Genomic DNA, 12,941 nt, shown 5'->3' on the forward strand with positions numbered 1-12,941 from the left:
CTCTTTATTCGACGCTTTAACGTTCAACGCTCTCCATGACGAAGGCCTCGATGACGTCGCCGATCTGAAGATCGTTGTACTTCTCGAGCGTAATGCCGCACTCGTAGCCTTCGGATACTTCCTTCGCGTCGTCCTTGAACCGCTTGAGCGAGTCCAGCTTGCCTTCATGCACGACAACGCCTCCGCGAATGACGCGGGCTTCTGCGTTGCGAGCCACCTTGCCGTCCGTGATCATACAGCCGGCAATAGTACCGACCTTGCTGACCTTGAACGTCTCGCGAACTTCGGCGTGGCCGATGACCTTCTCCTTGAAGATCGGATCTAGCATGCCCTTCATCGCTTGTTCGATCTCTTCGATCACCTTGTAGATGATGCGGTGGAGTCGAACGTCCACTTTCTCCTGCTCAGCCGTTGCGGCCGCGCGCGGTTCCGGACGAACGTTGAAGCCGATGACGATTGCTGCCGAAGCCAGAGCCAGGGAAACATCGGATTCGGTGATGGCGCCGACGCCGCTGTGGATCGTCTTGACGCGTACTCCCTCGACTTCGATCTTCTCCAAGGAGCCCTTGAGCGCTTCGAGGGAGCCTTGCACGTCCGCCTTCAGGATGACGTTGAGATCCTTGATCTCGCCTTCCTTGATCTTGCTGAACAGATCGTCGAGAGTTACCTTCTGGTTGGACTTCATCGTCTCTTGGCGAGTCTTGATCGAACGCTTCTCCGCGATCTCGCGAGCCTTGCGTTCGTCTTCGAACACCATGAACGGGTCGCCGGCTTGCGGCACTTCCGTCAGACCTGTAATTTCAACCGGCGTCGACGGGCCGACTTCCTTCACGCGGCGTCCGCGATCGTTCGTCATCGCGCGAATGCGTCCGAAGCAATCGCCGGCAACGAAGGCGTCGCCAACCTTAAGCGTACCGTTCTGCACGAGGATGCGGGCGATCGGTCCCTTGCCCTTATCGAGCTCGGCTTCGATAACCGTACCGCGGGCGCGCTTGTTCGGATTCGCCTTGTAGTCGTTCACTTCGGCTACGAGAAGGATCATCTCGAGCAAGCCGTCCAGATTGATGCGCTGCTTGGCGGACAGCTCGACGAAGATCGTATCGCCGCCCCATGCTTCTTGAACGAGACCGTATTCGGTCAGCTCTTGCTTCACCTTGTCCGGGTTGGCTCCCGGCTTGTCGATCTTGTTGACCGCTACGATGATCGGAACGTTCGCCGCCTTCGCGTGGTTGATCGCTTCGACCGTCTGAGGCATGACGCCGTCATCCGCCGCAACGACGAGAATCGTAATATCGGTAACCTGTGCTCCGCGGGCGCGCATCGTCGTGAACGCTTCGTGGCCCGGGGTATCCAGGAACGTAATCTTCTGGCCCTTTACTTCGACTTGGTAAGCGCCGATGTGCTGGGTGATGCCGCCTGCTTCGCCGCTCGCGACATGAGTTTCGCGAATCGCATCCAGCAAGGTCGTCTTGCCGTGGTCGACGTGACCCATGATCGTGACGACGGCAGGACGCGTTATGAGATCATCCTCGTTGTCGTTCTCTTCGATCGTCTCGAAGTTCGTGTCTTCCACGACGATCTTGACTTCCGTCTCGACGCCGAACTCGCCTGCAACAAGCAAGACGGTATCGAGGTCAAGATCCTGGTTGATCGTGGCCATGACGCCCATCATCAACAGCTTCTTGATGACCTCGGAAGCGTCCTTATGCAGGATCTTAGCGAGTTCTCCGACCGTCATGTCGCCGCGGACGATAACTTTCTTCGGCGTGTTGTCGATCTTCTCGCGCGGCGGCTGGTTCTTGCCTTTGGCATTCTTGCCACCCTTGCCCTTCGAGCGGAACCGGTCTTCGCCGAACCGGTTATTGAATTCGTTATCCTTGCGTTTGCCCGCAGCATTGCGATTCGAATCCTGGTCTCTCCGGTTCGAATCCGGACGTCCGCCCGGACGGCTGGCATTGCGATTGCCGCCTGCCGCAGCCGGTGCGGAAGAAGAACGGCCGGCGCCGACACCCGCTCCGAAGCCGCTCTGCGAACGGCCTCCGCCGAAGCCTCCCGCGCTGCTCTGGCCGCCTTGCGGACGGTTGAAGCCGCCGCCTTGGCCTTGCGGACGATCGCCTTGCGGGCGGTTAAATCCGCCGCCTTGGCCTTGCGGACGATTGTACCCGCCTTGGCCCTGCGGACGGTCGCCTTGCGGACGGTTGTAGCCGCCTTGACCTTGCGGACGGTCGCCTTGCGGACGATTATAGCCGCCTTGGCCTTGCGGACGGTTGTACCCGCCTTGGCCTTGCGGACGGTCGCCTTGCGGACGATTGTACCCGCCTTGGCCCTGCGGACGGTCGCCTTGCGGACGGTTGTACCCGCCTTGGCCCTGCGGACGGTCGCCTTGCGGACGGTTGTASCCGCCTTGGCCCTGCGGACGGTCGCCTTGCGGACGATTGTAGCCGCCTTGGCCCTGCGGACGGTCGCCTTGCGGACGATTGTAGCCGCCTTGGCCTTGCGGACGGTCGCCTTGCGGACGGTTGTAGCCGCCTTGGCCTTGCGGACGGTCGCCTTGCGGACGATCTCCCTGAGGACGGTCGCCTTGCGGGCGATCGTTCGATTGGCTGGCCGCAGGAGCGGAAGACGAGCTTGCGCTCGGCGTCGACGCGACGGACGCTTGCGGAGCCGCGGGACGTGCCGCAGCCGGAGCCTCTTCGGATCTGCGCGGCTGCGGTGCGGGGCCCTGGCCTTGGCTTCCGCCGTTGGCAGGCTTAGCTTGCGCGGCCGTACCGACCGCTTGCGCGCCACCTTGCTTAGGAGCCTGCGCCATCTTGGCCGCGGCATTCGCCTTCACGTCGCGGAAGAACTTCTCCACGGCGCCGACCATGTTGTCTTCCATGACGCTCATATGGTTGTTGACGGGCAGGTTCACCCGCTTCAGGATCGTAATGACTTCCTTGCTGCTCATATTGAGCTGCTTCGCGTATTCGTAAACCCGCAGCTTATCCTTGTTGTCTTCTTGTTTACTCAATATTCTCCACCTCCGAATGTTGAACCCAACCGCTTCGAATCATGTCCGCGAAACCCTTGTCCGTCACGGCGAACAATACCCGTTCGGGTTTTCCTGCGGCTCCCCCAAGCTCGAAACGGGTATAACCGATAAGAAGCTCTACCCCATAGCTTTCGCATTTGTCGGCAACTTTTTTCTTCGTATTGTCCGAGGCGTCCTCTGCCAGCAGGACAAGCTTCGCTTCGCCGGACCGAATGGCCTTCAGCACGATCTCCTCCCCGGAGACCAGCTTTCCCGCGCGCATCGCAAGTCCCATCCGCGACAATGCTTTATTCGTCGTCATCGTCCTGCACGAGCTCCTTGTTCGCCTGGAATTCGTCCTCCACCTTAATGAAGTCCGCTTCCAGCTTATCGTATATCTCCGGCGCGACAGGAGTCTTCAGCGCTCTCTCGAACGCCTTCGATTTCTTGGCCAGCTTAAAGCAACTGGTCTTCCCGCAAAGATAAGCTCCGCGCCCCGGCTTTTTGCCTGTCAAGTCGATTTGGATGTCCCCTTCAGGCGAGCGAACGATGCGAATCAGTTCCTTCTTCGGCATCATTTCTTGGCAAGCCACACACTTTCGCTGCGGAATTTTCCTCGTTCTCAAGGTTTATCCCCTCCCCCCTTGAAGTCTAGAGCGGAACGCCCCGCGATCCTGCGATCAATCGATGGACACGCTGTCCTGGTGCATGACGTCGGCGTTCGTCGTCTTCGGACGGCCGTATTCCTGCTCCGCTTGCGTCTCGCTCTTGATGTCGATCTTCCAACCGGTCAGCTTGGCGGCCAGGCGGGCGTTCTGCCCCTTGATGCCGATCGCCAGCGACAACTGGTAGTCCGGGACGATGACGCGGGCCATCTTCTCGTTCTCGAACACGATAACCTCAAGCACCTTGGAAGGGCTGAGCGCGTTCGCTACGTATTCCTCGACCGATTCGGACCAGCGTACGATATCGATCTTCTCGCCTTTGAGCTCGGTAACGATCGTCTGCACGCGAATGCCCTTAGGTCCGACGCAGGAGCCGATCGGATCGACTTCCTCGTTGCGGGAATAAACCGCGATCTTCGAACGGAAGCCGGCTTCGCGCGCAACGGAACGGATCTCTACCGTGCCGTCGAAGATCTCCGGCACCTCAAGCTCGAACAACCGCTTCAACAGACCCGGATGAGTGCGCGAAAGGATGATTTGAGGTCCCTTGCTCGTATTCTCGACCTTCGTGATATAAGATTTGACCCGGTCGCCTTGCTTGAACTTGTCGGTCGGCATCAGCTCCGTCAACGGAAGAGCCGCTTCCACCTTGCCAAGATCGATGTACAGGTTGCGAAGATCCTGGCGTTGAATGATGCCCGTTACGATATCCTGCTCTTTGTCAACGTATGCGTTGTAGATGAGCCCGCGTTCCGCTTCGCGGATGCGTTGCGTGACGACCTGCTTGGCCGTCTGGGCGGCGATCCGGCCGAAGTCGCGAGGCGTCACTTCGATCTCTGCGATGTCCTCCAGTTGGTAATGCGGGTTGATGCTGCGCGCCGCTTCAACGGAAATCTCGAGCCGCGGATCAAGCACTTCTTCGACGACCGTCTTGCGGGCGTACACCTTGATCACTCCGGTCGTGCGATTGATGTCTACGCGCACGTTCTGCGCGGTGTTGAAGTTGCGCTTGTAGCTTGAGATCAATGCCGCTTCGATCGCTTCGAGCAGAACGTCTTTGGTTATGCCTTTCTCACGTTCGATTTCGGACAAAGCCTCGATAAACTCCATGCTCATTGGGGAATGATTCCTCCTTCCAGGATTAGAAAACAATGGCCAGGCGAGCCGAGGCCACTTTATCGTAAGGGATGGAAGTCGTACGACGGCCGATCTCGATCTGCATCTCTTGTCCGTCGAAGCTTGCCAGCCTTCCTTCGAACTCTTTGGCGCCGTCAAAAGGCTCGTAAGTCGTGACAAACACATGCTTGCCGACGGCCTTGGCCACATCCTCGGGCTTCTTCAGCGGACGCTCCGCTCCCGGCGAGCTTACTTCCAGGAAGTAAGGGTCGGTGATCGGATCCAGCTCATCCAGCTTCGCGCTGACGAATTCGGTTATGCGGCTGCAATCGTCCAGATCGATGCCGCCTTCCTTATCCGCATAGACGCGGAGGAACCAGTTGCTTCCTTCTTTCACATACTCTACATCCACAAGCTGATAGCCGTTCTCTTCCAGGAACGGAGAGACGAAGGCTTCTACGATGGATTTGATCTTGGATACGCTCAAATCATGACCTCCCGCTTGCTGCGAATGGCTCTATCGCTTCCGCTGCGTAAGACCGAAAAGTCCCATGGCAAAACGGAAAGAGTGGGTTTCCCCACTCTTCTGCAGACAGTGATATCCACATGATTACCAGAAATAATATACCATAACCTTGAATCGGATAGCAATTGAAATTTTGGCATAAGGAAGCCTAGAAAAGCGATAGCTGGTTCGATTCCGGCAGGCCCCGGAAGCATCCCATTCCGGACAGAACCTCGACGATCGTCTTGCTCGCCTTGGACCTGCGCTGGAAGTCTTCGACTGACAGATACTCGCCGTCGTCGCGGGATGCCGCGATGCTCTTGGCCGCGTTCTCCCCGATGCCGGCGATCGCCGCGAACGGAGGAATGAGCGAGTCTCCGTCGATGATGAAGCGCGTCGCGTCCGAACGGTACAGGTCGATCGGCTTGAACTTGAAGCCGCGGGCCGTCATCTCGAGCCCCATCTCGAGGATGGAGATCATGTTCTTCTCCTTGGTCGTCGCCTGGAAGCCCTTCTGTTCGATCTCGACGAGCATCTTCAGGATGGCGTCGTAGCCTTGGCAGAACAGGTCGACGTCGAAGTCGGCGGCGCGCACCGAATAGTAGGTCGCATAATATTGGATCGGGTAATACAGCTTGAAGTACGCGGTCCGCACCGCGGAGATGACGTAAGCGGAGGCGTGCGCCTTCGGGAACATGTACTCGATGCGCAGGCAGGAATCGATGTACCATTGCGGCACTCCGCAGCGCTTCATTTCTTCGATCCATTCCTGCGTCAATCCTTTGCCCTTACGGACGCTCTCCGTGATCTTGAACGCGAGCGACGCGTCCATGCCCGCCTTGTAAATCAGGTACAGCATGATGTCGTCGCGGCACCCGATAACCGTCTTGATCGTGCACGTGCCGTTCTTGATCAGCTCCTGCGCGTTGCCGAGCCATACGCCCGTTCCGTGCGACAGCCCCGATATCTGAAGCAAGTCGGCGAACGAGGACGGCTTCGTCTCTTCGAGCATCTGGCGAACGAATCGAGTTCCCATCTCGGGAACGCCGTACGTCGCGACGGGAGTCCGGATCTGGTCCGGCCGGACGCCGAGGGCGTCGACGGAGCTGAAGATGCTCATGACCTTCGGATCGTTCATCGGAATCGTCGTCGGGTCCACGCCGGTCAAGTCCTGCAGCATCCGCATCATCGTCGGATCGTCGTGCCCCAGAATATCGAGCTTCAGCAGGTTCGCGTCGAAGGCGTGATAATCGAAGTGAGTGGTCTTCCACTCGGCGCTCGTATCGTCGGCCGGATATTGGACCGGCGTGATATCTTCCACTTCGATGTAGTCCGGAACGACGACGATGCCGCCCGGATGCTGGCCGGTGCTTCGCTTCACTCCGGTACACCCCGCCGCGAGCCGGTTCAGCTCCGCCCCGCGCCAGGACTTCCCGTGCTCTTCCTCGTATTTCTTGGCGAAGCCGAACGCCGTCTTCTCGGCGACGGTGCCGATCGTCCCCGCCCGGAACACGTTTTTCTCCCCGAACATGACCTTCGTGAAGTTGTGCGCGTGCGGCTGGTATTCGCCCGAGAAGTTAAGGTCGATATCGGGAACCTTGTCGCCCTTGAACCCGAGGAACGTCTCGAACGGAATGTCTTGGCCGTCGCCCTTCATGATCGTTCCGCAGTTCGGGCAAGGCTTGTCCGGCATGTCGAAGCCGCTGGGCACGCTGCCGTCGAGAATCCATTCGCTGTGCCTGCATTCCGAATTCCTGCACAGGTAGTGGGCGGGCAGCGGGTTAACCTCCGAGATGCCGAGGAACATCGCGACCACGGACGAGCCGACCGATCCCCGCGAGCCGACCAGGTAGCCGTCCGCGTTCGATTTCTTGACGAGCCGCTCGGAGATCAGGTAGTTCGCCGAGAAGCCGTACTTGATGATCGGCACGAGCTCCTTCTCCAGCCGCTTCACGACGACGTCGGGAAGCTCGTCCCCGTACATGGCCTTGGCGGTGTCGTAGCAGGTGTTGCGAATCTCGTCGTCCGCTCCTTCGAGGATCGGGGTGAACAGCTCGTCGGGGAACAGCTTGATCTCCTCGAACCGGTCCGCCAGCTCGTTCGTGTTCGTTATGACCACTTCGCGCGCCTTATCCGCTCCCAGGAAGGCAAACTCCTGAAGCATCTCCGCCGTCGTGCGGAAGTGCGCATCCGGCTTGCGCTGGTCCTTAAGCGGACTGAAGCCGGTTATCCCGTGAATCGTGATGTCGCGGAACAGCTTGTCGCGCGGCTCGAGATAATGCACGTTCCCGGTAGCGACGACCGGCTTCCCCTGCTTCTCGCCGATGCGGACGATCTTGCGCAGCGCCTCCTCCAGCTCGGCCCGGCTTCCGACAAGGCCTTTGTCCAGCAAGTGCATATAGAAATCCAACGGCTGAACCTCCAGCACGTCGTAGAACTGAGCGACCTCTTCGGCTTCTTCCAACGACTTGTTGAGCACGCTCTCGTAAAGTTCGCCTTTCTCGCAGCCCGACAGAATCAGAAGGCCTTCCCGCATCTCCATGAGCTTGCTGCGGGGGATGCAGGCAACTTTATGAAAATAGTCCGTGTGAGAGAGAGAGATCAGCTTGAACAGATTCTTCTTGCCGACCGCGTTCGTCGCATAGATCGAGCAGTGGAACGGGCGCGTCGTCTTCCAGCTGTTCTCGTTCACCTCGTTGAGCTTCCCTAGGTCGAATACGCTGCGCGCCGCGGCGTCCTTCAGGAGACCGTTCAAGATTCCCGCGAGCGCGAGCGTATCGTCGATGGCTCGGTGATGGCTCTCCAACGCAACCTTGTAAAGAGCCGACAACGTGTTCAATCGGTGGTTCTTCATCGTCGGATGGATGAAACGGGCCAGTTCCAAAGTATCGAGCACCGGGTTCGGAATCGGAGGCAGGCCGAGCTGCTTGCACGCCTGCTGCATGAACCCGATATCGAACCGGGCATTATGGGCGACGAGAATCGCGTCTTCGATGAATTCGATAAATTCCTTGATCTTCGGTTCCAGCTCCGGCGCGTCCTTCACCATATCGTCGTTGATGTTCGTCAGCTGCTGGATATTATATGGAATCGGCTCGTGCGGGTTGATGAAGGTAGCGAAGCGATCGATCTCCTTGCCGTCCTTCATCTTCACGCCGGCAAGCTCGATGATCTTGTTCGCCGTTACCGACAGGCCCGTCGTCTCGATATCGAACACGACATAGGTCGCATCCGCCAGCTGCTGCTCGCGCGGATTCAGCACCATCGGCACGGAATCGTTCACGACGTTGGCCTCGACCCCGTAGATGACCTTGATGCCGTGCTTCTTGCCCGCCTTGGCGGCATCCGGGAAGCACTGCACGTTCGAGTGGTCGGTTACGGCGATCGCCTTATGGCCCCACTTGGCCGCGGTCTTGACGTATTCGCCGACGGGAGTTACCGCGTCCATCGTGCTCATCGTCGTGTGCAGGTGGAACTCGACCCGCTTCTCCTCGGATTCGTCCTTGCGGGGCGGCCTTGGCTGCAGCTCCCGCGCGTCGCTCGGCATCATGACCAGCTCCGGCGGGTTGAGGAACCGGTCGTATTCGATACGGCCGCGAAGCTTCAGCCACTTGCCGTTCTCGATCAGCGAGAGCATCTTCACGTCATCCTTGTTCTTGGCGAACATCTTGACGGAGATCGAATCGGTATAATCCGTCACGTTGAACGTGAACAGGGTGCTGCCGCTGCGCAGCTCCTTCACTTCAAGGCCGAAGACGGTCCCTTGGACGGTTACCTTCTTCTCTTCTTCCCGGATGTCCTGAATCGGCACCGGATTGTCCTTGATCTCGTATCCGTGCTGCAGGGTCGTAGGCGAATCGCCCGACGCTTCCTCCAGGGGAGCATCCTCCCGAGAGCTCGCCATGAGCTGCTGAATGGCCAGCGACTCCTCTTTCTGGATCTTCTGGTTCCATTCCTCGTAAGCCTCATGGCGCGACTCGCCGACCGTCAGCTTCACCCGGCTGGAACGCCCGAACCGCGTCTCATAGAAGGACACCGCGTAAGAGTCGATATTCTTGCGCTTCGCCATCTCGAGTCCGGTCTGATCGAGCATGTAAAGGGTGACCAGGTCGTTCTCCGCCTCGATCCTCGCCTTGGCGAGCCAGCCGTTGACGGAAGCGACTTCCGACTGCATCCAGACGACGAAAAGGTTCCAATATTCCTCCAGAATCTGCTTCGTCCCGATCTCGTCCGGGAACTTCACGGTAATCTCGATCGCCTTCGCCGCGGTTTTGGCCAATTCTCCTTTAAGTTTGGTCCATAGATCCGCATAAACATTAGCCGGAACGATCGCCCCGAGTCCGAGGTGAATCCGCCATTCCTGCTTCGCTTTGTTGATCTCGACGCGCTCTATGTAGCCGTTGCGAAAATAGGTATCCATCCATTCTGCCGAGATGCCGGACTGCTTAAGCAGCAGCTCAAATCGATTCTTCTGATCCGCTGTCGGTTGCATGTTCGTTCCTCCCCGCATTCCCATCGACTTCGCGTATAAATACAAAAACTTCCGCAGCAAAGGGAGGTCCTCGCGCCTTACGCGGCACTCCGACCGTCTTAAGTAACGGAAGCTGTTCGTTCTTCAACCATCTAAACGCGTGCTTGGAAAATTCAACTGGAGTCTATTGTACCTTATCGGCACGCCGGCCAGCAATAGACAAAGATCGACAGCGGGCGAGATCGGACAATGGACGGGAACGCCAAAAAAGCCCGGTCCGCCGACCGGGCTCGCATCGCGGAACTAGGCTTTGAACGGGGCGCCGCCGTCCTGGGAATTGGATTGCTCCAACTCTCTCTCCTTGCGAAGAATCTCTTCGATAGACGTGCCCAGCGCCGCCTGAGGTCCCGGGAAGTTGTTGCGATAGTAGGCGTAATCCATGATGATCAGGACGACGATCATGCCGCCGAGCGCGTACCCGGCCATCTCGTTCGGAGGAATGACCATGATCACCGAGATGAATACGATCCAGATAAGCGCGAGTACGGCGATGACGTCGCTGTATTTGCCCAAGTGCCAAGGTCCGCGGTGCTTGTCGAGGAAGCGGCCCTGGCGCTTGGCGATCAGCTTCAGCAGAATCGGAATGCCGTAGGCGACGTATAAGCCGACGACGCTGACCGCCGTCAGGAACGCTATCGTCGTGTAGGTAGCGTCCGGATTCGCTTGCTTGATCACGTAATCGACCAGAGCCAGCAGGAACGACAGGATGACGGCCAGCCAGATCGCCTTGGCGGGGGTGCGGAATTTCTTCGAGATTTGCGCCCAATGGCGGCTTCCCGGCATCCCTTTGTCCCGGGAGAAGGCGTACATCATCCGCGAGAACGAGGTGATGGAGGACATGCCGCAGAACCACATGGCGAAAGTGACGAGCCATAGCACGACTTTGCCGAACGTGCCTCCGAGCGCTTGACCGATGACGTAGATGAACGCGTTGTCGGCTCCCGCCGCCGCTCCCGCGTCCTTGATCGAGAGCGTCACGAAGGCCAGCATGATAAAGCCGAACACGAAGGAGTAGGCGACCGCGTTGAAGATGCCCCATGGAGCGCGTACCCGGGGGTTGATCGTCTCCTCGATAGTATGGGCGGACGCGTCGAAGCCCGTAAAGGTCCATTGAGCCTGCAGCAGTCCGATCAGGAAAGCGAACATATAAGGCTTATCCTGGAACGTCTCCCCGACCTTGAACAGGTAATCGAAGGCGTTCAGCCCTCCTTTGGTGAAGAAAGCAAGGCTCACGACGAGGACGGCGACGACGGCGATATGGTACCAGGCCGAGAAATCGTTCAAGCGCGCGACGATCCGAATGCCGATATGGTTGAAAATCCCGTGCGTGAGCAGAATGACGGCGAATGCGATGAGCGTCGTCGTCAGCGTCGATTCGTACCCGAACAGGTCGCCCAGCAAAGGATCGGCGAACAGCGCGACGGAATAGTCGATGCCGGAGACGATGCCGATCTGGCCGATCAGATTGATCCAGGCGGTATACCAGCCCCACCGCTTGTTCCATAGGATCGAGGCCCAGTGGTACAACGCCCCGGCCGTGGGGATCGCGGAAGCGAGCTCCGCCATGGATGCCGCGACGATCATGACGAACAGGGCGACAAGCGGCCAGCCGAAGCCCATCATGCCGGGACCGCCATAGCTCAGGCCGTGGCCGTATAGCGAGACGGCGCCCGTCAGAATCGAGATGATCGAGAACGAGATCGCGAAGTTCGAGAAGCCTCCCATGCTTCGCATCAATTCCTGGGCATAGCCGAATTTGTTCAAATCATGCTTGTCCTTGTCCAGCGAATGAACGTGTTTCGCACTCATTGAATAACCTCCTCACCGAATTTGCGGAGCGGCTAATCCCACGTCACTTGCCCAGGAAGCTCTCGTGCTTGCTCTCGTCGAATTCTCGCACGTTCTTGCTCGCCACTCTTACGACGAATACCGCGAACAGACAAGTTACGGCGATCAACGCAATGCCAAGCGTCAGTTCCATAGCTCCACCTCCTCCCGCATGCATCGTCTTCAGGCAGCGCAGTAACTTCCCCGGGCTAACTATTCAGGTGAACGCCGCTCGCGCGCTGCTCCAGCATCTTCTTCAGCAAGGAGCCGATATAGGCGCCCGCTTCGAGCGGAGGCGTTCCGCCGCGATGAATGTTCGAGATGACCGTCCGATCGCTTTCGACCTTTCCCTTGCGCGGCCGGTAGCACATATAAGCGCTAAGAGAGCGCGAGGACACCAGGCCGGGACGTTCCCCGATCAGGAGAACCAGCGTCTCCGGCTGAAGCAGCTCTCCGATGTGGTCCATGACCGCTACCCGGCCGCCCCGAACGAAGAACGGCGTCCCGCATTCGAGCCCGTAGGCGGCAAGCGAATCGAGCAGGGACGGATACACGTCGCGAAGGTTCGCATCCACCGCGTTCGCGCTTAAGCCGTCGGAGACGACGACCTGCACCTGCGGACGCGCCTTGCAGCGCGAACGGATGAGCTGCACGCCTTCCTCGGCGACGATGCGGCCCATATCGGGCCGCTTCAAGTAATTCTCGGTGCTGCCGAATCGGGTATGTACCGTGAACAGGCCGAATTCCTGCAGCAAGGACGGATCGACTTCGCCATAGACGGAATCGATCGCCGCCGCATGATCGCAGCGGAACTTCAGCACTTCCTTCGTGAGCGGTCTCGTTCCCGCGCGCCAAACGCCGATTCGAGCAGGCGTGCTGGAGAGCAGTTCGCCCATGCCTTCCTCCCAGGCCGGGTTCGGGACGCGGTGAAGCCCTTCCCCGAAAGGAGAGCCCGCTTCCGCAGCTTCGGCTTCGTCCGATGCATCGGTTCCAACCGAGACGGACGTATGATCCGCGTTGGATTTATCCGTGCCATCGTCGAGTTCCCCGCTTGCGATCCCCCCGCTTCCGGCGGAAGAGAACCGATAGGCCAACTCGGCCATCACTTTATCCACCAATTGTTCGATCGGAATCGGTTGGCTCGTTTGGCTCGATGGATTCGATAGGCTTAATGGGAGCGATGGATTCGGTTGACCGGTATTGCTCGTATGGCTTGCATGATTCGCAGGGCTTGCAGGATTTGCAGGACTTGTATAGCTTGCATGACTTGTAAAGCTTGTTTCTGGC

General features: G+C 58.7%; 9 protein-coding genes. All 9 read right to left on the reverse strand.

What is annotated here, in order from left to right:
- Positions 1-16: 16 nt before the first annotated feature.
- The 9 genes from infB to eutC all read right to left on the reverse strand — a co-directional run bounded on the left by infB (position 17) and on the right by eutC (position 12,757).
- Positions 17-2,947, reverse strand: a complete 2,931-nt coding sequence (gene infB, locus ELR57_RS14665; protein WP_483296222.1) for a translation initiation factor IF-2 — start codon at positions 2,945-2,947, stop codon at positions 17-19.
- A gap of 55 nt (positions 2,948-3,002) precedes the next feature.
- A complete protein-coding gene (locus tag ELR57_RS14670; protein ID WP_126959846.1) occupies positions 3,003-3,332 on the reverse strand; it encodes a L7Ae/L30e/S12e/Gadd45 family ribosomal protein in 330 nt (109 codons plus the stop codon).
- On the reverse strand, positions 3,319-3,636 hold the full coding sequence (gene rnpM, locus ELR57_RS14675) for an RNase P modulator RnpM (RefSeq protein WP_126959847.1): 318 nt from the start codon (positions 3,634-3,636) through the stop codon (positions 3,319-3,321). The genes ELR57_RS14670 and rnpM overlap by 14 nt, the downstream gene beginning before the upstream one ends.
- A 54-nt stretch (positions 3,637-3,690) precedes the next feature.
- Complete coding sequence (gene nusA, locus ELR57_RS14680) at positions 3,691-4,791, reverse strand: transcription termination factor NusA (RefSeq protein ID WP_126959848.1); 1,101 nt, start codon at positions 4,789-4,791, stop codon at positions 3,691-3,693.
- A gap of 25 nt (positions 4,792-4,816) precedes the next feature.
- Positions 4,817-5,278, reverse strand: coding sequence for a ribosome maturation factor RimP (gene rimP, locus ELR57_RS14685; protein ID WP_126959849.1), 462 nt, complete (start codon positions 5,276-5,278; stop codon positions 4,817-4,819).
- 187 nt (positions 5,279-5,465) lie between these two features.
- A complete protein-coding gene (locus tag ELR57_RS14690) occupies positions 5,466-9,788 on the reverse strand; it encodes a PolC-type DNA polymerase III (RefSeq protein WP_126959850.1) in 4,323 nt (1,440 codons plus the stop codon).
- A 282-nt stretch (positions 9,789-10,070) separates the two neighbouring features.
- Complete coding sequence (locus ELR57_RS14695) at positions 10,071-11,636, reverse strand: amino acid permease (protein WP_126959851.1); 1,566 nt, start codon at positions 11,634-11,636, stop codon at positions 10,071-10,073.
- A 43-nt stretch (positions 11,637-11,679) separates the two neighbouring features.
- Positions 11,680-11,808 carry a hypothetical protein gene (locus ELR57_RS28500; RefSeq protein WP_255414940.1) on the reverse strand — a complete coding sequence of 43 codons (129 nt, stop codon included), beginning with the start codon at positions 11,806-11,808 and terminating at the stop codon, positions 11,680-11,682.
- Positions 11,809-11,863: 55 nt separating this feature from the next.
- Positions 11,864-12,757 (reverse strand): ethanolamine ammonia-lyase subunit EutC, encoded by an 894-nt coding sequence (gene eutC, locus ELR57_RS14700; RefSeq protein WP_126959852.1) that lies wholly within the window; start codon positions 12,755-12,757, stop codon positions 11,864-11,866.
- Positions 12,758-12,941: the final 184 nt, after the last annotated feature.

The organism is Cohnella sp. AR92, assembly GCF_003990975.1.
In the GTDB taxonomy this organism is placed as follows: domain Bacteria; phylum Bacillota; class Bacilli; order Paenibacillales; family Paenibacillaceae; genus Cohnella.